The organism is Nocardia amikacinitolerans NBRC 108937 (genome assembly GCF_001612615.1).
GTDB classification, from domain to species: domain Bacteria; phylum Actinomycetota; class Actinomycetes; order Mycobacteriales; family Mycobacteriaceae; genus Nocardia; species Nocardia amikacinitolerans.
In genome coordinates this window covers 116,496-135,950 of the sequence record NZ_BDAU01000013.1, presented here as the reverse complement: position 1 = coordinate 135,950, position 19,455 = coordinate 116,496, and the positions used below count along the sequence as shown (strand labels likewise).

General features: G+C 69.2%; 17 protein-coding genes and 1 tRNA gene. 10 read left to right on the top strand and 8 right to left on the bottom strand.

The window, feature by feature from the left end:
* Nucleotides 1-29 precede the first annotated feature (29 nt).
* Both NAM01S_RS13370 and mfd read right to left on the bottom strand, forming a co-directional pair.
* Nucleotides 30-749: a nucleoside triphosphate pyrophosphohydrolase gene (locus NAM01S_RS13370; protein WP_067784510.1), complete on the bottom strand. Its 720-nt coding sequence runs from the start codon at nucleotides 747-749 to the stop codon at nucleotides 30-32.
* The gene (mfd, locus tag NAM01S_RS13365) at nucleotides 746-4,363 is read right to left on the bottom strand and encodes a transcription-repair coupling factor (RefSeq protein WP_067784507.1); all 3,618 of its coding nucleotides are present in this window, start codon (nucleotides 4,361-4,363) and stop codon (nucleotides 746-748) included. The genes NAM01S_RS13370 and mfd overlap by 4 nt, the downstream gene beginning before the upstream one ends.
* Before the next feature lie 204 nt (nucleotides 4,364-4,567).
* Between mfd and NAM01S_RS13360 the strand changes: the two genes are divergently transcribed.
* The gene (locus NAM01S_RS13360; protein WP_067784504.1) at nucleotides 4,568-4,930 is read left to right on the top strand and encodes a hypothetical protein; all 363 of its coding nucleotides are present in this window, start codon (nucleotides 4,568-4,570) and stop codon (nucleotides 4,928-4,930) included.
* A gap of 36 nt (nucleotides 4,931-4,966) precedes the next feature.
* On the opposite strand, the gene NAM01S_RS13355 is transcribed toward NAM01S_RS13360, so the two are convergent.
* Entirely contained in the window at nucleotides 4,967-5,614 is a 648-nt protein-coding gene (locus NAM01S_RS13355) for a TetR family transcriptional regulator (protein ID WP_067784501.1), read from the bottom strand.
* A 181-nt stretch (nucleotides 5,615-5,795) separates the two neighbouring features.
* Nucleotides 5,796-6,410, bottom strand: coding sequence for a TetR/AcrR family transcriptional regulator (locus NAM01S_RS13350; RefSeq protein ID WP_067784498.1), 615 nt, complete (start codon nucleotides 6,408-6,410; stop codon nucleotides 5,796-5,798).
* A gap of 364 nt (nucleotides 6,411-6,774) precedes the next feature.
* On the opposite strand from NAM01S_RS13350, the gene NAM01S_RS13345 reads away from it, so the two are divergent.
* The 7 genes from NAM01S_RS13345 to NAM01S_RS13315 all read left to right on the top strand — a co-directional run bounded on the left by NAM01S_RS13345 (nucleotide 6,775) and on the right by NAM01S_RS13315 (nucleotide 12,334).
* Nucleotides 6,775-6,845: transfer RNA gene (locus NAM01S_RS13345), tRNA-Gln, on the top strand.
* An 88-nt stretch (nucleotides 6,846-6,933) separates the two neighbouring features.
* The gene (gene glmU, locus NAM01S_RS13340) at nucleotides 6,934-8,424 is read left to right on the top strand and encodes a bifunctional UDP-N-acetylglucosamine diphosphorylase/glucosamine-1-phosphate N-acetyltransferase GlmU (protein WP_067784496.1); all 1,491 of its coding nucleotides are present in this window, start codon (nucleotides 6,934-6,936) and stop codon (nucleotides 8,422-8,424) included.
* Nucleotides 8,421-9,401: a ribose-phosphate diphosphokinase gene (locus tag NAM01S_RS13335; protein ID WP_067784493.1), complete on the top strand. Its 981-nt coding sequence runs from the start codon at nucleotides 8,421-8,423 to the stop codon at nucleotides 9,399-9,401. The genes glmU and NAM01S_RS13335 overlap by 4 nt, the downstream gene beginning before the upstream one ends.
* A 146-nt stretch (nucleotides 9,402-9,547) precedes the next feature.
* On the top strand, nucleotides 9,548-10,369 hold the full coding sequence (locus NAM01S_RS13330; protein WP_067784490.1) for a hypothetical protein: 822 nt from the start codon (nucleotides 9,548-9,550) through the stop codon (nucleotides 10,367-10,369).
* Nucleotides 10,370-10,447: 78 nt separating this feature from the next.
* Nucleotides 10,448-10,714, top strand: coding sequence for a hypothetical protein (locus tag NAM01S_RS13325; protein ID WP_067784487.1), 267 nt, complete (start codon nucleotides 10,448-10,450; stop codon nucleotides 10,712-10,714).
* 50 nt (nucleotides 10,715-10,764) lie between these two features.
* Complete coding sequence (locus tag NAM01S_RS13320; protein WP_067784483.1) at nucleotides 10,765-11,661, top strand: DUF4190 domain-containing protein; 897 nt, start codon at nucleotides 10,765-10,767, stop codon at nucleotides 11,659-11,661.
* 28 nt (nucleotides 11,662-11,689) lie between these two features.
* Nucleotides 11,690-12,334, top strand: coding sequence for a DUF2461 domain-containing protein (locus NAM01S_RS13315; protein WP_067784480.1), 645 nt, complete (start codon nucleotides 11,690-11,692; stop codon nucleotides 12,332-12,334).
* A gap of 200 nt (nucleotides 12,335-12,534) precedes the next feature.
* On the opposite strand, the gene egtD is transcribed toward NAM01S_RS13315, so the two are convergent.
* The 4 genes from egtD to egtA form a co-directional block, all read right to left on the bottom strand.
* Nucleotides 12,535-13,506 (bottom strand): L-histidine N(alpha)-methyltransferase, encoded by a 972-nt coding sequence (gene egtD, locus NAM01S_RS13310; protein WP_067784477.1) that lies wholly within the window; start codon nucleotides 13,504-13,506, stop codon nucleotides 12,535-12,537.
* Entirely contained in the window at nucleotides 13,503-14,339 is an 837-nt protein-coding gene (egtC, locus tag NAM01S_RS13305) for an ergothioneine biosynthesis protein EgtC (protein ID WP_067784474.1), read from the bottom strand. Before egtC ends, egtD begins: the two co-directional genes overlap by 4 nt.
* A complete protein-coding gene (egtB, locus tag NAM01S_RS13300; protein WP_067784471.1) occupies nucleotides 14,339-15,676 on the bottom strand; it encodes an ergothioneine biosynthesis protein EgtB in 1,338 nt (445 codons plus the stop codon). The genes egtC and egtB overlap by 1 nt, the downstream gene beginning before the upstream one ends.
* A 106-nt stretch (nucleotides 15,677-15,782) precedes the next feature.
* A complete protein-coding gene (egtA, locus tag NAM01S_RS13295) occupies nucleotides 15,783-17,093 on the bottom strand; it encodes an ergothioneine biosynthesis glutamate--cysteine ligase EgtA (RefSeq protein ID WP_067784830.1) in 1,311 nt (436 codons plus the stop codon).
* Between the two features lie 241 nt (nucleotides 17,094-17,334).
* Between egtA and NAM01S_RS13290 the strand changes: the two genes are divergently transcribed.
* Together NAM01S_RS13290 and NAM01S_RS13285 are read left to right on the top strand one after the other, a co-directional pair.
* The gene (locus tag NAM01S_RS13290) at nucleotides 17,335-18,513 is read left to right on the top strand and encodes an aminotransferase class V-fold PLP-dependent enzyme (protein WP_067784468.1); all 1,179 of its coding nucleotides are present in this window, start codon (nucleotides 17,335-17,337) and stop codon (nucleotides 18,511-18,513) included.
* The gene (locus NAM01S_RS13285; RefSeq protein WP_067784465.1) at nucleotides 18,513-19,430 is read left to right on the top strand and encodes a ribonuclease Z; all 918 of its coding nucleotides are present in this window, start codon (nucleotides 18,513-18,515) and stop codon (nucleotides 19,428-19,430) included. Before NAM01S_RS13290 ends, NAM01S_RS13285 begins: the two co-directional genes overlap by 1 nt.
* The last annotated feature ends 25 nt before the right edge of the window (nucleotides 19,431-19,455 follow it).

Genomic DNA, 19,455 nt, shown 5'->3' with positions numbered 1-19,455 from the left:
CACCCGCGGCGATTCCCTTCGGCGCTTCCTCAGCGCGGCCAGAAGTGGCGCCAGTCGGTGGGGGTGAGGGGGGTGCGGGTGCCGCGGGTGGATTCGGCGGCGTCTTCCGCGGCGCGGATGGTGGCGGCGAAGGCGAGGGTGGCTTTGCGGAGGCGTTCTTCTGCGCTGTCGGGGCCGCCGAGGTGGACGACGCGCAGGTCGGTGGGGACGAGGTCGTCGGGGAGGCCCGCGCGGGTGCTGCGGGAGATGATCTTCTCGGCGAGGGCGAGGGCGGGTTGGGCCATGGCGATGCCGTCGAGGCAGGAGCGGCGGGATTTCTCGGCGGACTTGCGTTCCTCCCAGGCGCGTTCCTGGGCGGCGATCTTCTCCTCGACGGTGGCGTCGGGCGCGATGCCGGAATCGATCAGGTGCGGGCTCCGATTGACGAGCTTGGCAACCAATGCGGCTGCGACATCATCAACGGTGAATTCGCCTGCGGCTTCAGCGATTCGGGAGTGGAAGAGCACCTGGAGCAGCAGGTCGCCGAGCTCCTCCTTGATGGTGTCGGCGTCGTCGTGCTGGATGGCGTCGAGCAGTTCGTAGGTCTCTTCCAGCAGGTAGGGGCGCAGCGAGTCGTGGGTCTGGGTGACCTCCCAGCCGCCGAAACTCCACAGCCGGTCCATGACCTCGACGGCTCCCGTCAATCCGGCCGCCACCAGTGCGACGTCGGCTCCAGGACCGTCGCCCCGCGATTCGGTGCCCTCACTCATCGAGCCGCCGTCGCCTCGGTGTCCACCGTGAGATCCACTGCCCCCTGGGCCTTTCCGTCCAGCGCGAGCAGCAGATCGGCGACGAACTGCAACAACCGCACGTCGCGAACCCGCTCCGCGCCGACACTGTCCTCGACCCGTGGCAGTGGCAACTGGACGACACCGCTCGCCGCCTTGTAGCCCGCGCTCGGATACAGCCGCTTCAACCGCAACTGCTTGGAGTCGGGCAGGTTCAGCAGCGGCGAAACCTTCAAAGTCGTTCCGGTGACGGCGATCTCGGTGACGCCGTACTCCCGCGCGACCAAACGCAGCTTCGCCACCGACACCAGACGACCCACCTCGACGGGCAGCGGACCGTAGCGGTCGACCAGCTCCTCCACCACCGCGGCGAGCGCCGGATCATCTTGGGCGGCAGCCAGTTTGCGGTACGCCTCCAGGCGCAGCCGATCGCTGGCGATGTAGTCGGGCGGGATGTGCGCGTCGACGGGGAGGTCGATGCGCACCTCCTTGACCTCTTCGGTGGTGATCGGCTTGCCATCCGCGGCGGCCCGATACGCCTCCACCGCCTCGCCGACCAGGCGCACGTACAGGTCGAAACCGACGCCCGCGACGTGACCGGACTGCTCGGCGCCGAGCACATTGCCCGCGCCGCGGATCTCCAGGTCCTTCATGGCCACCGCCATGCCCGCGCCGAGATCGGAGTTCTGCGCGATGGTGGCCAGCCGGTCGTAGGCGGTCTCGGTGAGCGGCTTCTCCGGCGGATACAGGAAGTAGGCGTAGCCGCGCTCCCTGCTGCGCCCGACGCGACCGCGCAACTGATGCAGCTGCGAAAGGCCAAGGGCGTCGGCGCGTTCCACGATCAAGGTGTTGGCGTTGGAGATGTCGAGGCCGGTCTCGATGATGGTGGTGCAGACCAGCACATCGAACTCGCGCTGCCAGAAGCCCTGCACGGTCTGCTCGAGCATGTCCTCGTTCATCTGACCGTGCGCGACGACCACCCGCGCCTCCGGCACCAGATCGCGAATTCGCTTGGCCGCCTTGTCGATCGAGGACACCCGGTTGTGCACGTAGAAAACCTGGCCGTCGCGCAGCAGCTCGCGGCGGATGGCGGCGGTGACCTGCTTGTCGTTGTAGCCGCCCACGTAGGTGAGCACCGGGTGCCGTTCCTCGGGCGGGGTCAGGATGGTCGACATCTCGCGGATGCCGGCCAGGCTCATCTCCAGGGTGCGCGGGATCGGGGTCGCCGACATGGTCAACACGTCGACGTGCGTGCGCAGCGCCTTGATGTGCTCCTTGTGCTCGACGCCGAAGCGCTGCTCCTCGTCGACGATCACCAGGCCGAGGTCCTTCCACCGCACGCCCGTCTGGAGCAGGCGGTGGGTGCCGACCACGACGTCGACCGCGCCGTCGGCCATGCCCTCGAGCACCGCCCGCGATTCGGCCGGGTCGGTGAACCGGGACAGGCCCTTCACGGTTACCGGGAATCCGGCGACGCGCTCGGTGAAGGTCTGGAGGTGCTGCTGCGCGAGCAGCGTCGTCGGCACAAGCACGACCACCTGTTTGCCGTCCTGCACCGCCTTGAACGCCGCGCGCACCGCGATCTCGGTCTTGCCGTAGCCGACGTCACCGCAGACCACGCGGTCCATCGGGACCGCCTTCTCCATGTCCGCCTTGACCTCGGCGATCGCGGTCATCTGGTCGACCGTCTCGGTGAACGCGAAGGCGTCCTCCATCTCCTGCTGCCACGGCGTATCCGGGCCGAACGCGTGACCCGGCGCCGCCTGCCGCGCGGCGTAGAGCTGCACCAGCTCGCCGGCGATCTCGCGAACGGCCTTGCGCGCCTTGCGTTTCGTGTTCGCCCAGTCGGAGCCGCCCAGCTTGGACAGGCTCGGCATCTCGCCGCCGACGTAGCGCGACAGCTGATCCAGCGACTCCATCGGCACGAACAGCCGGTCCCCGGGCTGGCCCCGCTTGCTCGGCGCGTACTCGATGACCAAGTACTCCCGGCGCGCGCCGCCGACGGTGCGCTCGATCATCTCCACGAACCGGCCGATGCCGTGCTGATCGTGCACCACCATGTCGCCGGCGTTGAGGGCGAGCGGGTCCACCTGGTTGCGCCGCTTGGCGGGCAGCCGTTTGCCTTCGGCGGGCGCGGTGACGCGGTTACCGGTCAGATCCGACTCGGCGACCACGACCAGCCCGGCGTTGTCGAACACCAGACCGTCGTGCAGCGAGCCGCACAGCACGCCGACCACGCCGGGGTTGGGTTCGGCGCCCGCGTCCAGCGCCGCGGCGGGCACCTCCGCGTCGGCCAGTCGCTCCAGCACGCGCTGCGCGGTGCCGTGACCGGCCACGACGACAACGGCGCGACCGCCGGTCGCCACGTGCGCGCGCAGTGACGCGAAGATTGTCGCCACCAGCTCGTCGGAGCCGCGCGCAGCGGGTCCGGCCAGCACCGGAAGCACGACCTCGGCCGGATCACCCGACTCCAGCGGGCTCAGACTCCACCACGGCAGCCCGTGCCGGTCGGCGCTCTCGCGGATCACCGGCAGCGCGCGGTACGAGGAGGCCGCCAGATCGAGGCCGTGCCCGCCCAGCGGCGCGGCGCCACCGAACGAGGCCGCCGTCCAGGACGCCTCCAGGAACTCTTCGCCGGTGCGCACCAGGTCGGCGGCTCGGGTGCGGATCTTCTCCGGATCGCACAGCAGCACGTGCGTGCCCTCGGCCAGTTGCTCGGTCAGCAGCCGCAGCTCACCGGGCTGCAACACCGGAAGCAACGCCTCCATGCCGTCCACCGGGATGCCCTCGGCCAGCTTCTCCAGCATCTCCACCAGCGCCGCGTCGGCCGCGTTCGCCTCGGCAACCTCCGCCGCTCGCGCCCGCACCTCGGGGGTGAGCAGCAGCTCGCGACAGGGCGGCGCGACGACGACCTCCACCTCGAGATCGCCGATCGACCGCTGGTCGGCGACCGCGAACGGCCGCAGCTCGGTCACCTCGTCGCCCCAGAACTCGACACGCACCGGATGGTCGGCGGTCGGCGGGAACAGATCGAGGATGCCGCCGCGCACCGCGAACTCGCCGCGCTTGCCCACCATGTCCACCCGGGTATAGGCGAATTCCACCAGGCGAACGAGCAATTCGTCGAAATCGAACTCCGCGCCGACCCGCAGCACGATCGGCTCGATGTCACCGAGACCGGCCGCCATCGGCTGCATCAGCGAACGCACGGTGGTCACCACCACGCGCAGCGGCTCCGGGAACACCGGATCTTCGGGATGCGCGAGCCTGCGCAGTACCTCCAGCCTGCGCCCGACCGTGTCGGCGCCCGGCGAAAGCCGCTCGTGCGGCAGCGTCTCCCAGGAGGGGAACTGCGCGACTGTCTCGCCGAGCATTTCCTGCAGCTCGACGGTCAGATCGTCGGCTTCGCGGCCGGTCGCGGTCACCACGACCAGCGGGCGTTTGGCCGCCACCGTCGCCGCGACGAACGGCCGCACCGCCGACGGCGCCACCATCTCGACCGACGACTTCCCGATCAGGTCGGCGACCGTACGCAGCGCGGTATCCGCCCCGGCCGCCGCGACCAGTCCTGCCAGTGGTGGACGGTGGGTGGACATCGATAACTCCTGAGCTCAGGCGGGCGTTTCGAGCGGCCAGCTGAGTCTATTTGCGCGCCGACATGCTCAGGTTCGCGGGGTTGTGTTCGCTCCCGGCTCGCGCGCCGGACGGAGGTGGGCCGGAATCGAGTCGGCAGCCGCAACACCGCGCCACCTCGCGACGACACCCATCATGTGCCCATACGAGACAACGACCCAGCATTGATGACCTTCGCTGTCGGCGACCGGCTGACATTTCCGTGGCGTCCGGACGACCCCGTCGTGGTCGATGATCGGATGCTGTCGGCGGCGATCAGGGCGCGAGCCGCGTTGATCGCCGTCGCGATCACCGGACAGACCATTACCTACAAGGGATTGTCCCGGGCGATCGGCGGGTTGTATCCCTACCGGAAACTCGGCGGCCTGCTCGACGTGCTGTCACTGGACTGCGAGAACCGCGGCGAACGATCACTCGCCGCGCTCGTCGTGCGGGCCGGTACCCCGTCGCCGAGTTCGGGATTCGTACACAACGCGACCGAGCCGATCGTGGTGTACCAGAGCCGATTACAGCACGATTGGCGGCGCTGATCCGCTGAACCCGTTGCGCGCCCGCGCTTTCCCGCCCTACGGCACGTAGCGGCGCAACCGTCGCGCGGCGAATTCGCGGAAGTACGAAAGCTTTTCCGTCGGCACGATGGACGGAAGCAGGAAGTACCAGGCACGTTCCATCCGGGTGGCCATCTGGTCCATCGACTCGGTGCCGACCGCGACGATGTGCACGCCGGCGGTAACCTCCTGCAGCAGCAGGCCGACGACCTCGGGATCGAGGTCGGACTCCAGATCGCCTTGGGCGATGGCACGTTCGGCCAGAAGGCGATACGTATCGCCCCAGGTCTTGGCGATGTTGTCGCCCTGGGCGCCGCGGTAGTCGCCGATCTGGTGGGTGAGCTTGAGCATGGCGCCGACCATCGGGTCGTTCATCGATAGGTCCGCCACCACGTAGGTGATGCCGATGCACGCCTCCAGCGCGGGCACCCGAGGATCGAAGAAACCCTGGCACGAGCTGATCAGTCGCTCGTTGCCCTGATCGACGACGGCGCGCGCCAGTTCTTCCTTCGAACCGAAGTGAAAGTACAAGGCGCCCTTGGTCACGTTGGACTGCGCGATGATCTCGCTCAGGCTCGCGTTCGCATATCCCAAGCGCAGAAAGACATCGGCAGCGCCCGCAAGGACGTAATCGCGGGTGATCTCCGCGCGCGCTTGCCTAGCCATCAGATCCGCCTGTCATCCCTAAAACCAGCCATCCTGAAGTAGACCGACATCCCGAAGTAAGACCGACATACCGCCCGAACAGCACCCAGAGGATGGGTGAACCGTACCACCAGGTGGGCACACGACAGTCAATTCGAGCATTCGGCCGAGCCTCCATCGCAATTCGCTGGTTAACAACCGGTCAATCCGACGTGCCCGCGCGCCATTCGGAAACCAACTGCGGATCGGCCTCCAAGTGGCTCAGACCGTTCCAGCAGAGATTCACCAGATGCGCTGCCACAACCTCTTTGGGTGGTTCGCGCACGTCCAGCCACCACGTCGCGGCCGTGGAGACCATACCCACCAGACCCTGCGCGTAGAGAGTCGCCAGGCTGGTGTCGAAATCGCGCCGCTCGAAGTCACCGGCCAGGATGTGCGCGACCTGGTTGACCGCCTCGTTGAGCAGGCTGGAGTAGCGACCGTCGTCGGTGGTCGCGACCTGGTCGCGCACCAGGATCCGGAACCCGTCGGTGCGCTCCTCGATGTAGGTGAGCAGCGCGAGCGCGACCTGCTCGAGCCGCACCCGCGAACGGTTCTGTGTGAGCGAGGACGTGATCATGTCCAGCAGCATCGACATCTCGCGGTCGACGACCACCGCGTAGAGCCCCTCTTTGCCGCCGAAGTGTTCGTACACCACGGGTTTGGAGACCTGGGCTCGCTGCGCGATCTCCTCGATCGAGGTCGCGTCGTAGCCGCGTTCCGCGAACAGCGCCCTACCGATCTCGATCAACTGCTGGCGCCGTTGGGTTCCCGTCATCCGCGGACGAGACACACTGTTCCGCCTCTCCGTGTCATGTCGCCGGTCCAGAGCGCCTCGCCGGTTCCGCGCCTGCCCACCGAGCGGGCTGTGCTCGGTGCCGGGCGTTCCGGGCGAGTTGTCCATGTTCTTGCGAAATCAGTCGTTGTGTCGGGCGTCCGGCAGGTACCTGGCCCTCGCGCAGAACCTTACCGTCAAACGACAACTGTTCCAGACAGCGGAGTCCCCCGGGCCCGCCGACCCGCCGACGACCGTGCTAACGCGCGCGTGGGTGGGATCGGTTCGACGTGAGACGGGTCTTCGTGCGAGGATTCAACCCGTGCCGAGGCACAGCGGCGGTTTCCTTGATCCGCCGGTGTGGCAATCCGCCGTAGTGTAATGGCAGCACCTCTGATTTTGGTTCAGATAGTTCAGGTTCGAGTCCTGGCGGCGGAGCACACCGGCACGGTGACTATCGTTGGCCCCGCACATCGCTGACCAAGCACTCATAGCCAGCACGATGACAGGCAGCCGAGGGAGATCCATGCCACAGCAGACCGCCGTCGTCGTTCTCGCCGCCGGAGCCGGGACGCGAATGCGGTCGAAGACCCCCAAAGTTCTGCATTCGCTGGCCGGCCGGAGCATGCTCGCGCACGCGCTGCATGCGGCGAACGAGATCGACCCCGCGCACCTCATCACGGTGGTGGGCCACGACAGAGAGCAAGTCGGCGCCGCGGTCGCCGAAGTGGCCGCCGAACTCGGCCGCGACATCACCCCCGCCCTCCAAGAGGAGCAGCTCGGCACCGGCCACGCGGTCCAGTGCGCGCTGCGCTCGCTGCCCGAGGACTTCACCGGCGATCTGCTCGTCACCTCCGCCGACGTACCGCTGCTCGACGGACACACGCTGGCCGCGCTGCTCGACGAGCATCGCAGCTACACCGAGCGCTCCGCGGTCACCGTGCTGACCTTCGTCCCGGACGACCCGAACGGCTACGGCCGGATCATCCGGGATCGGGACGGTCAGGTCGTCGAGATCGTCGAGCACGCCGACGCCACCCCGGAGCAGGCCGCGATCAACGAGGTCAACTCCGGCGTGTACGCGTTCGACGCCGCGGTGCTGCGCACCATGATCGGCAGGCTGTCCACCGCGAACGCCCAGCACGAGCTGTATCTCACCGACGTGCTGCGCCTGGCGCGCGAGGCCGGGCATCCGGTGCACGGCGCCCGCCTGGTCGACGCGGCCAAGGTCACCGGCGTCAACGATCGGGTGCAGCTCTCGCAGGCCGCTCGAACCCTGAACCGCTACATCCTGGAACGCCACATGCGGGCCGGTGTCACCATCATGGATCCGGCCACCACCTGGGTGGACGCGAGCGTGCGGATCGGCAGGGACGCGGTGCTGCGGCCCGGCGTGCAGCTGCTCGGCGCGACGGTCATCGGCGAGGACGCCGAGATCGGGCCGGACAGCACGCTGACCGACGTGCTGGTCGGCGACGGCGCGAAGGTGGTGCGCACACACGGCGAGCAGTCCACCGTCGGACCCGGCGCGGCCATCGGACCGTTCAGCTATCTGCGACCGGGCACCGTGGTCGGCGATTCCGGCAAGCTCGGCGCCTTCGTCGAGACCAAGAACGCCACCATCGGCGCGCACTCCAAGGTGCCGCACCTCACCTACGTGGGTGACGCGACGATCGGCGAACACAGCAACATCGGCGCTTCCAGCGTCTTCGTCAACTACGACGGCGTGCGCAAACACCACACCGTGGTCGGCTCGCATGTCCGCACCGGCAGCGACACCATGTTCGTCGCGCCGGTGACCGTGGGTGACGGCGCCTATACGGCGGCGGGTACTGTACTGCGCAGAAACGTTCCACCGGGGGCGCTCGCGGTGTCGGGTGGAGCACAGCGCAATATTGAGAACTGGGTGCAGCGGTACCGGCCGGGGACCGCGGCGGCGATCGCGGCGGCGGCAGCCATCGCGGCCGACGAGATGTCGGGTCAGGCAATCGAGCAAAAGGATGGCAAACAGCAGTGACCGCGTCATGGATCGATAACCAGAAGAACCTGATGCTCTTCGCGGGACGCTCCCATCCTGAGCTGGCCGAGCAGGTCGCCAAGGAACTCGACGTCCACGTCACGCCCCAGATCGCGCGCGACTTCGCCAACGGCGAGACCTTCGTTCGCTTCGAGGAATCCGTCCGCGGTTCGGACGCCTTCGTGCTGCAGAGCTTCCCGGCGCCGGTGAACCAGTGGCTGATGGAACAGCTCATCATGATCGACGCGCTCAAGCGCGGTTCGGCCAAGCGGATCACCGCGGTGCTGCCGTTCTACCCGTACGCGCGGCAGGACAAGAAGCACCGCGGCCGCGAGCCGATCTCGGCCCGCCTGGTCGCCGACATGCTGAAGACCGCGGGCGCCGACCGCATCATCACCGTCGACCTGCACACCGACCAGATTCAGGGCTTCTTCGACGGCCCCGTCGACCACATGCACGCGCTGTTCCAGCTTTCCGAGCACGTGCGCGCCAACTACAGCCTGGAGAACATCACCGTCGTCTCGCCCGACGCGGGCCGCGTGAAGGTCGCCGAGAAGTGGGCCGACGCGCTGGACGGCGCGCCGGTGGCGTTCATCCACAAGACCCGCGACCCGCTGGTCCCGAACCAGGTGAAGTCGCACCGTCCGGTCGGTGACGTCGACGGCCGCACCTGCATCCTGATCGACGACATGATCGACACCGGTGGCACCATCGCCGAGGCCGTGCGCGTGCTGCGCGAGGCGGGCGCGGGCGACGTCGTCATCGCGGCGACGCACGGCGTGCTGTCCAACCCGGCCGCCGAGCGCCTCGCCGCCTGCGGCGCGCGCGAGGTCGTGGTCACCAACACGCTGCCGATCACCGAGGACAAGAAGTTCCCGCAGCTGACGGTGCTGTCCATCGCGCCGCTGCTGGCGCGCACCATCCGCGAGGTCTTCGAGAACGGTTCGGTCACCGGGCTGTTCAACGGCAACGCGTGATACTTCGATAACGACAGCGGCCCGGGCTCAGCGCCCGGGCCGCTGTCGTTTCGGCGGCCGGTGCGCCTGCCGAGCCCGCGCTGGAGTTGGCAGGGCGAACGTGATACCCATGTGGGGCAATCGAACACGTAGAGGGGGGCATCGCCATGACCACGCCGCAAGAACCGCGACCCGGCATCGACATCGGCAAGTCTGGCGCGCAGGACGATCGCCGGTCGGCGGAGACCCAGGTCTACCATCCGCCGAGCACGGCGCCGGAGACGCAGGTCTACCAGCCACCGAGCACGGCGCCGGAGACGCAGGTCTACCAGCCTGGGCAGGCGTACGGTTCCGGCACCGCGCCGGAAACGCAGGTGTACCAACCTGGTTCGCCGAGTCTTCCCGAGGCGCCGGTCTATCAGCCGCCGGAAGCGCCCGCCTATCAGCCGCCCTCGGCTCCGCAATATCCGGCGGGTGGTGTCTACGGGTATCCGCCGCTCGACGGCGCTCCGGCGGGCACGCCGCCCGGGGGCTACCCGCAGCAGCCGAGTCCGTACAACGCGCCGCCCGCCTACCCCGCGGCGCCCGCCTCCCCGCCCGCTTACCCCGCGGCGCCCGGTTACCCTGCCGCACCGGGTTACCCTGCCGCACCGGGTTATCCGGCCGCCTCGGGTTATCCGGCCGCTCCTGGTTATCCCGCCGCGCCGGGCGGCGGCTACTCGCCGTACCCGGCGGGGCCGTACACGCCGACCCAGACGCAAACGCTGTCGATCATCAGCTTCGTCTGCCTCGGGCTCAGCGTGCTCGGTGCCGGATTCTGCTTCTTCCCCATCCTGCTCACCGGACCCGCGGGCATCATCCTCGGTTTCGTCGGGCACTCCAAGAACGAATCGCTCGGCAAATGGGCGGCCATCGCCAACGCCGTGGTGTTGGTGCTTGCGATCCTGCTGGTCGTCTTCTTCGTCGGAATAGCGAGCTTCTCGTCGTAGGTACGGACTCGGCGGATCCGCGAATTCGCGGCGTCGAGTTACCTCCGCCCCGGTGTCGACAGGACGATACTGGGACCCATGAACCGTGACCCGCTGGACATGGACATGGGAGACGACGAGCAAGAAGACGAGATCCGCGAGTACGAGCGCTACATCGAGAATCCGCCGGAGAACCTCACCATCCGCGATCGGGAGAGCGAGGACGACGGCAGGCTCGGCATCGGTGAGGATCTCGACGAGCGCTGGACCCGGCGCGGTCAGCGCGCCGAGGACGTGGACGATTCCACCCTGCCCGCCGAAGAGGCGGCGATGGAGATCGTCGACGATTCCGATCTGGAACGTTAAAGCTCGAACCACGTGGTACCCGGGGGTTGACTACGACCAGGAGGCCGCTGATGACCACACCGAAGAATCCCGACGAGTCGCCCGAGGAACCGCTGACCGGCAGCGCGCCGCAGTCGGGGCAGGAATCGGGGGCGTCGCTGTCGAAGAAGCCGCGGGAACCCGAGCCGACGGGCACCGAATGGGCGACTCCCGCCTCCGCCCAGCCGGTCCCCGGCGAGCCGACGCAGACCCCGCGCGAGACCGACGCGGCGAGCGAATCCCCGGCGACCTCGGGCGGTGGGGAGTCCTCGGCGTCCGGTAGCGCGACCGAACCACCGGTGACCGGCTCGGCACCGCAGTCGACGGGACCGGAGGGATGGAATCAGCCGGGGGCGGGCCAACCCGAGTATCCGTTCGGCGGACAACCCGGCTACCCCGGCGCGGGTCCTGCCAGCTATCCCTCGGGCGAGCAGCCCGGCGCGCCGGGACAGCCCGGCTATGCGGCGGGTGGGCAGTCCGGCTATCCCGGCGGCGAGCAGCCGTATCCCGGCGGACAGTACGGACAACCCGGATATCCGCCCGGTGGCCCGTCCTCGTACTCGACCTCCGACCAGGCCGACTACCCCGCGGCGCAGCCGTACGGACAGCCGCAGTACGGCGGCGCGTATCCGCAAGGGCAGGGCGGCTATCCGTCGTATCCGCAGCAGGGGCAACCCTTCGGCGCCGAACAGCCGAGGAAGCCCGGCACCCAGACGATGTCGATCATCGGATTCGTGTGCGCGGCGCTCGCGCTGTTCCTGTGCCCGATCCTGTTCGGCCCCGCGGGCATCGTGTTCGGCATCCTCGGCCACAACAAGGGGGAGCCGCTCGGTCGGTGGGCCGCCATCGCCGCGGGCGCGGCGCTGGTCATCGGGCTCATCCTGAGTTTCGTGGTGTTCAACACCGACGTCGTCCCCAACCAGAATTGAGTCGGTGGCCAGCCGTAAGTTCTCGGTCATGAGTGGTTTCGGTGGATTTCCGTTGGCCGGGCTCGATTTCTACGAGGACTTGGAGGCCGACAACTCCAAGGCGTTCTGGAACGCGCACAAGTCGGTGTACGAGGACGCGGTGAAAGCGCCGATGGTCGCGCTGACCGCGGAGTTGGAAGCCGACTTCGGGACCGCGAAGATCTTCCGTCCCTACCGGGATGTGCGCTTCGCCAAGGACAAGTCCCCGTACAAGACGGCGCAGGGCGCGGTGGTCGGCACCGCGCCGGGCGTCGGCTGGTACGTGCAGATCAGCGCCGCCGGGTTGTTCGTCGGCGGCGGCTTCTATTCCGGCACCCCCGCCCAGGTCGCGCAACTGCGCGCCGCGATCGATGACGACGTGCGCGGCCCGGAGCTGGAGAAGATCCTCGCGAAACTGACCAAGGCGGGGTTCACCATCGGCGGCGACAAGCTGAAGACCAAGCCCAAGGGCTACGAGGCCGACCACCCGCGCATCGACCTGCTGCGGCACAAATCCCTGACCGCGAGCCGCCAGTTCGGCGCACCCGAATGGCTGGAGACGCCGCGCGCGGCCAAGGAGGTCCGCAAGGCGTGGGAGACGATGCGTCCGTTCATCGATCGGCTGACCTCGATCGTCGGACCGGCCAACGCGTAGACGACTTCCGGCGCTGGCGGACCGAGACCGACGCGCGTCACCGGGCGAAGACGGAATCCCGCGCTGCCCGGCCCATCGCGCGTCGCCCGGCAAACGCGGAATCCAGCAGAGGCGGACGGCGCATGACCCCGAACGCATAGCTGGAGTCCGCCGGGCGGAGACACGGCCAGCCAGCGCAGCCCGGCGACGACGTGCGGCGTCTAGATCCGTGCCGCGAGCACCAGGGCGAATCGATCGTCGTCGTCGGTCCACACCCGCTCGGCGCGGAAGCCGGCGGCGGCGAGTTCGGTATCCAGCCCGTCGACGCGGAACTTCGCCGAGATCTCCGTGCGCAACCGCTCGCCGCGCGCGAAGTGCACCGTGAGGTCGAGGTCGGCGACGGTGACCGTCATGTCCTCGGTCGCCGCGAGGCGCATCTCGATCCACTCGCGCTCGGCGTCCCACAGCGCGACGTGCTCGAACTTCTCAGGATCGAAGTTCGCCCGCAGGCGGTGGTTGAGCACGTGCAGGACGTTTCGGTTGAACTCGGCGGTGACCCCGGCCGCGTCGTCGTAGGCGGGAACGAGCACGTCCGGATCGATGACCAGCCCGGCGCCGAGCAACAGCCGCTCGCCCGGCTCGAGCACCTCCCGGATGCCCGCGAGGAATTCGGCGCGCTCGTCGGGCACCAGATTGCCGATGGTGCCGCCGAGGAAGGCGATCATCCGGCGGCCGCCGCGCGGCAGATTGCGCAGGGTGTCGGTGAAATCGCTGACCACGCCGTGCACACCGAGCGCGGGGAACTCCGCGGCGACCTGTTCGGCCGCCGCGCTCAGCGCCGCCGACGAGACATCCTGCGGCACATAGGTCTTCAGCGGCCCTTCGGCGGTCAACGCGGAGAGCAGCAGGCGGGTCTTGTGGGCCGAGCCCGCGCCGAGTTCGACGAGGACTTCGGCTTGCGCGATCCGCGCGATCTCGCCGACCACCCGTTCCAGCAGGGCGCGTTCGGTGCGCGTCGGGTAGTACTCGGGTAGTTCGGTGATGCGCTCGAACAGTTCGCTGCCGCGAGCGTCGTAGAACCATTTGGGCGGCAACCACTTCGGATCGGCGGTGAGCCCGCGCCTGGCGTCGGCCCGCAGTGCCGTCGTGAGATCCTCGTCGGAGAGATGGACTTCCAGCGTCGGTGCGGTCATGGCGTGGACCTTTCGGTATCGGGCGGGGTCAGCTCTTCGATCGAGAGCACCCCGGGCCTGGCGGACACCAGTTTCCGGTCGGGAATCGGCTGCCAGCGCGGATCGTCGTCGTACGGTTCGGAGGAGAGGATGGCGACGTCGTCGGTGACGAACGCGGACAGCGCGTGGTGCACCGTGGTGGCCCACACCTGTTCGCCGTCGCCGATCAGCAGGTTGAGCCGGGCCGTCGGCATGTGCCGGAGCACGGCGTCGACCAGCAACCGCAACGCGGTCGCCGGTGTCTTCGCGTAGTCGCCGGAGTCGGTGGAGCGCAACAGGTCTCGCAGCAGCACCCACAGGGCCGCGGAATCGGTCGCCGCTTCGGCCTCCAGCAGCCGGGCGGTCTCGAAAAGCCGGGTCGCGCCCGCGCGGGTCGCGGCCACGTCGAGGTCCGAGGTGACCGCGGTGAGCACCCGACGCCACTCCGGTATCGCGCCGTTGTGACTGAACGCCCAGCGCCCGTCGACGAAGGGCGCGCACGCGGCCCGTTCGACGGGCATCCCGACGGTGGCCGAGCGGATCGAGCCGAGCACCGCTCCCGAAACGAGCTGGGGCAGAACCTCTTCCACCGCCGGATCGGTCCAGATCGGGTCGGGGTTGCGATAGCGGCTGGCCTGCGGCGCGCCGCAGGCACCGTCGCGCCACCACGCGACACCGAAACCATCGGCGTTGATGGTGCCGCCGCCGCGCATCTCCTTGGGCGCCCACGCCTGCGTGCGTAGGGAATGTGTACCGCGAGTGAGCAATTCGCCGACGGACGTCGGCGGGCCGACATAGCCCAGGTGCCGACACATCAGATTTCGTCCCGCCCGAGGTCGCGGGCGAGGCGGAAACCGGAGAAGATCTGCCGGCGGATCGGATGGTCCCAGTTGCGGAAGGTGCCGCGGCAGGCGACCGGATCGGTGCCGAACGAACCGCCCCGCAGCACGCGATAGTCGCCGCCGAAGAACACCTCGGAGTACTCCTTGTACGGGAACGCGCGGAAGCCGGGGTAGGCCTCGAAGCCCGAGGACGTCCACTCCCAGACGTCGCCGATCAGCTGGTGCACACCCGAGGGCGACGCGCCCGCCGGGTACGCGCCCACCTCGGCCGGTTCGAGATGGCGCTGTCCGAGATTGGCCGTGGCGGAGTCGGGTTCGGCATCGCCCCACGGGTAGCGGCGTTCGGCGCCGGTGTCCGGGTCGTACCGCGCGGCCTTCTCCCACTCGGCTTCGGTGGGCAGTCGCTTGCCCGCCCAGTTCGCGTAGGCCTCGGCCTCGAACCAGCAGACGTGCAGCACCGGCTGACGCGGACGCAACGGGGTCATCACACCGAAGACCCGCCGCCACCAGCGTCCGGCCGGATCGCGGTCCCAGAACTCGGGCGCCACCAGACCGGCCTCGGTGCGGTGCGCCCAGCCGCGCTCGGACCACAGTTCGGGGCGTTCGTAGCCGCCGTCCTCGATGAAGGCGAGGTACTGCTCGTTGGCGATCGGCGCGGCGTCGATCGCGAAGGCGGGCACGTGGACCCGGTGCGCGGGGCGTTCGTTGTCCAGCGCCCACGGATCGGTGGAGGTGCCCATGGTGAACTCGCCCGCCGGGATGATCACCTCGCCGAAGACCGGGACCGCGGCGGCGGGCGCGCTCGGCGCGGCGAGTACCGCTGCGCCGGTTCGCAACTGGTGCGTGGCCAGCATGGTCTCGTCGTGCTGCTGTTCGTGCTGGGCGATCATGCCGAACGCGAAACCGCCGTCCACCAAGGGGTTTCCGCGCAGCGCGCTGCTGTCGAGCACGTCGAGCACCTTGTCGCGGACGGTGCCGACGTAGCCACGCGCCTCGGTGGGATTGAGCAGCGGCAGCCCTGGGCGGTTGGCCCGCGCGTGTTTGAAGGCGTCGTAGAGGGAGTCGATATCGGCGCGAACGGGATCGCGTCCGCCCACGTCGCGGACCAGCCACAGCTCCTCCTGGTTGCCGATGTGCGCGAGGTCCCAGACCAGCGGGCTCATCAGGCGGGAATGCTGGGCGACGAGTTCGGCCTCGTCGACGACGTCGGTCAGGCCGTGCGTCCTGGTGCGTGCGGTGGTGAGCACCTCGGCGATTCGCTCGCGGAGCCGCTCGGTGCCGGAATGATCGGTGGGGGCGAAAGTGGTCACGGTAACGCTCTCCGGGCGGTAGTGGTCGTCAGCGCTGCGCGGCGGGATGTGCCGCGGCCTCGCCGAATGGTGCTGTGCGCGTGCTTGTTCCGCGCTGCCGCAGGCTTCACGACGCGGCCTCCACCCGGGTGTCTGCCGGGGTGCGGCCGCCGCGACATCGTTGCGAGGCGTCGTCGAGTTCGCGGGCCGCCGACGGCGTGCGAGCGTGCGCGGCGGCGAGGGCAAGCAGCTCGACGGCGACCTTCCTGATCTCCGTGTCGACCAGGCCGTAGCGGGCCGCCTGCAACCACCTGCCCGCGACGGGCGCGGCGAGCGCGGTCGCCTCGGCGACGACGGCGGGCGCGGACAGCAGCGCGTCGAACGCGTGCACCGGGACCGTCCAGGTGTCGCCAGGCTGCGCGTCCAGGTAGCGGACCTCCAGGTGACCCGAAGCGCGGACCTGCGGGAACAGGGTCGTCAGGTGGTAGTCGAGGTCGGCGGTGTCGGGGCGGCGGCCGATCTCGTCGTCCAGCGCGCCGGACAGCCAGTCGGCGAAGGTCGCGCCCGGCGGGGCCGTCCAGCCGACACCGTTGCCGTCCGACGACGCGTCTGGTCTGCGGACGCACAGCAGCGGCACGTCCAGCGCCCAGCGGGCGTACGCGGTCACCGGATCGGACCATTCCTGCACCGGCGGACGGGTCCTTGCGTTGTCCAGGCGCAGCCAGGCGCGCATCCGCTGGGAGGCCCACGTGCCTTCGGGCGCGCCGCGGAGTGCGGGCGAACAGGCGAAGGCGGCCACCAGGGCAGGGCCCATGGCGTACAGCGCGGTCCATCTGGCGGTGACCTCGGCGCGGTCGGCGCCCGCGTCGACGCTGACCTGGGTGGCCGCGGTGTTGCACATCATCAGCTTGCCGAAGGGGCCGATTCCGCCGAAGGACTGCTCCATCGCGCGGTAGCGGGGCAACTGCAACACCCGCTTCGGGCGGCGGTCGGCATCGGCGGAGAGGGAAAGTGTTCGGATGCACCGGGTTTCGAGCAGCTCGCGCAGCAGGCGGGCGTCGCCGATCAGACGCTCGCACAGCTCGGCGGCGGTGGCATACGGTGCGCTGGAGAGTTCGATCTGACCGCCGGGTTCGAGGGTGACCCGGCTACCCCCTGGCAGCGGTAGCGCAGGCGAATCGGGGGCGATGGACCGCGGTGCGTGCGGTCCGAGCGCGGCTGCGAGAGCCGACAGCTGCGGGCGGGGGGCCGCGGCGGGCCCGGACGCCGAACACTCACCCTGCACGGTGAGCCACTCGAGCTCGGCGCCGATCAGCGTCGGTGGCCCCAGCTTGAAGCAGACACCGCCGACGTAGGCCTCGGCGGCAGCGCGCGAGGACAGATCGCCGGGCTCGAGGGTTTGCCTGGCCGATTCCGGGTGTTCGAGCGTGATCGCCATGCCAACCTCCACCTGAGTTCCTGCGCGGGGCCGGACATCCGTCCGAACGCCATGATCGTTGTTCGTGTCGCTGTCGTCCGCGCTCGAACACAGATCCGAACGCGCTCTCACCGTGGTTCCGTTCAGACCAGGGTAGCCAGGGATACCGACAAGAAACCGTCCAGCAGCCGAACAGACGGTCCTACCTGGGGCGCTGCCGAGCGCCTGCGCGGGGAGTTCCGGTACCGATAATGTCGTCGGCATGTTGGACGAGACACGGGTACGCGAAGACACGCCGGGCTGCCGGCCCGATGCCGGGCTGGTCTTCCTCGACAGCGCGGGTTCCTCGCTCCCGCCCCGGATCGTCCTGGACACCGTCGTCGACCACCTGCGCAGGGAAGCCGAGATCGGCGGCTACCGCGCCGCCAACGAACGCCTCGACGACCTCGCCGCGGTCAAGACCGCGATCGGCGCGCTGATCAACGCCGACCCGAGCGCCATCGCCCTCAGCGACAGCGCGACGCGCTCCTGGGCCGACTTCTTCTACTCCGTCCCGCTCGGACCGGGCGATCGCGTGCTCATCTCCGGTTCGGACTACGCGAGCAACGCCATCGCGGCGATCCAGCGGGCCCGCGCGGTCGGCGCGAGCGTCGAGCAGATTCCCAGCGACGGCAGCGGGCAGCTGGATCTGGACGCGATGGCCGAGCTGGTCGACGAGCGGGTCAAGCTGGTGTCGGTGCTGCACGCGCCGACCAATGGCGGGCTGGTGAATCCGGCGGCCGAGGCGACCCGGATCGCGCACTCGGTGGGCGCGCTGGTGTTGCTCGACGCCTGCCAGTCGGCAGGGCAGATCCCGATCGACGTGGCCGAGCTCGGCGTCGACGCGCTCTCGGTCACCGGGCGCAAGTGGCTGCGCGGGCCGCGCGGCACCGGATTCCTCTATGTGCGACCGGAATTGGCCGCCACGATGGAGCCGCAGCGGCTCGATCTGCACAGCGCCGAGTGGACCGGCCCCGAGGAGTACCGGCTCGCGCGGGACGCCAGCCGCTTCGAGTTCTGGGAGTGCGACGTGGCCGCCCGGCTCGGGCTCGGCGCGGCCGTTCGGTACCTGCTCGACCTCGGGCCGGAGGATGTCTACGCGGCGATCGGCGCGCGGGCGGAGTATCTGCGCAAGGCACTGCCCGAGATCGACGGAGTCACCGTGCGCGACAACGGTGTTCGGCACAGCGGCATCGTCTCGTTCACGGTCGACGGGGTCGCGGCCGCCGAGGTGCGCGATCGGCTCGCGGCCCAGAACATCACGGTGACGGTCAGTTTCGCGAGCTCCACCCTGTTGGACATGACCGCGCGCGGGCTGGACGCGGTGGTGCGCGCGTCGCCGCACTGCTTCGTCTCCTTCGACGAACTGGACCGGTTCGTGGCCGCCGTCGCCGCCCTCTGATGTCGCAGCGCGAGCTCGTCGTCCTCGGCACCGCGAGCCAGGTGCCGACCAAGCACCGCAACCACAACGGTTATCTGCTGCGTTGGGGTGCGGAGGGTGTGCTGTTCGATCCCGGCGAGGGGACCCAGCGGCAGATGGCGTTCGCCGGGCTGGCGGCGGGCGACATCACGCGGATCGCGATCACGCACTTCCACGGCGATCACTGCCTCGGGCTGCCAGGCATCGTGCAGCGGATCAATCTGGATCGGGTCGCGCACCCGGTGGACGTGTACTACCCGGCGTCCGGCGAGGTGTATTTCGAGCGGTTGTGCAACGCGACGGCGTTCTACCGGACCGTCGAGTTACGGGCGCGGCCGATCGCGGGACCCGGTGCGTTGCCCGCGCCCGACGCGCCGTTCGGGATCGAAGCGGTGCCGCTGTCGCATCCGGTCGAGGCGTTCGGCTACCGGCTGACCGAGCCTTCCGGTCATCGGATGCTGCCGGAACTCTTGCGCGCCCGCGGGGTGCGCGGGCCCGATATCGGCCGACTGCAACGCGAGGGCGTTGTCGACATCAACGGCGTCCCAGTCACTTTGGCCGACGTCAGCGAACCCAGGCCCGGGCAGAGCTTCGCCTTCGTCATGGACACCCGGCTGTGCGACGGCGTCTACGAATTGGCTTCCGGCGTGGACGTTCTCGTGATCGAGGCGACCTTCCTCGACGCCGACGCCCACCTCGCCGAGGAATACGGCCACCTCACCGCGGGCCAAGCCGCCCGCGTCGCCGCCGAAGCAGGCGCCCACACCCTCGTCCTCACCCACTTCTCCCAGCGCTACCGCACCCTCGACGCCCACCGCGCCGAAGCCGAGAAGTACTTCACCGGAGACCTTTTCATCGCCGAGGACCTCGCGCGCATCCCGTTCCCACCCCGCCGCTAGCCACCGATACCCACTCCGAATGCTC

Excerpts from the sequence above, each read along its gene's own strand:
- NAM01S_RS13370 (WP_067784510.1), bottom strand. The coding sequence starts at position 749 with ATGAGTGAGGGCACCGAATCGCGGGGCGACGGTCCTGGAGCCGACGTC.
- mfd (WP_067784507.1), bottom strand. The coding sequence starts at position 4,363 with ATGTCCACCCACCGTCCACCACTGGCAGGACTGGTCGCGGCGGCCGGG.
- NAM01S_RS13360 (WP_067784504.1), top strand. The coding sequence starts at position 4,568 with ATGACCTTCGCTGTCGGCGACCGGCTGACATTTCCGTGGCGTCCGGAC.
- NAM01S_RS13355 (WP_067784501.1), bottom strand. The coding sequence starts at position 5,614 with ATGGCTAGGCAAGCGCGCGCGGAGATCACCCGCGATTACGTCCTTGCG.
- NAM01S_RS13350 (WP_067784498.1), bottom strand. The coding sequence starts at position 6,410 with ATGACGGGAACCCAACGGCGCCAGCAGTTGATCGAGATCGGTAGGGCG.
- glmU (WP_067784496.1), top strand. The coding sequence starts at position 6,934 with ATGCCACAGCAGACCGCCGTCGTCGTTCTCGCCGCCGGAGCCGGGACG.
- NAM01S_RS13330 (WP_067784490.1), top strand. The coding sequence starts at position 9,548 with ATGACCACGCCGCAAGAACCGCGACCCGGCATCGACATCGGCAAGTCT.
- NAM01S_RS13325 (WP_067784487.1), top strand. The coding sequence starts at position 10,448 with ATGAACCGTGACCCGCTGGACATGGACATGGGAGACGACGAGCAAGAA.
- NAM01S_RS13320 (WP_067784483.1), top strand. The coding sequence starts at position 10,765 with ATGACCACACCGAAGAATCCCGACGAGTCGCCCGAGGAACCGCTGACC.
- NAM01S_RS13315 (WP_067784480.1), top strand. The coding sequence starts at position 11,690 with ATGAGTGGTTTCGGTGGATTTCCGTTGGCCGGGCTCGATTTCTACGAG.
- egtD (WP_067784477.1), bottom strand. The coding sequence starts at position 13,506 with ATGACCGCACCGACGCTGGAAGTCCATCTCTCCGACGAGGATCTCACG.
- egtC (WP_067784474.1), bottom strand. The coding sequence starts at position 14,339 with ATGTGTCGGCACCTGGGCTATGTCGGCCCGCCGACGTCCGTCGGCGAA.
- egtA (WP_067784830.1), bottom strand. The coding sequence starts at position 17,093 with ATGGCGATCACGCTCGAACACCCGGAATCGGCCAGGCAAACCCTCGAG.
- NAM01S_RS13290 (WP_067784468.1), top strand. The coding sequence starts at position 17,335 with ATGTTGGACGAGACACGGGTACGCGAAGACACGCCGGGCTGCCGGCCC.
- NAM01S_RS13285 (WP_067784465.1), top strand. The coding sequence starts at position 18,513 with ATGTCGCAGCGCGAGCTCGTCGTCCTCGGCACCGCGAGCCAGGTGCCG.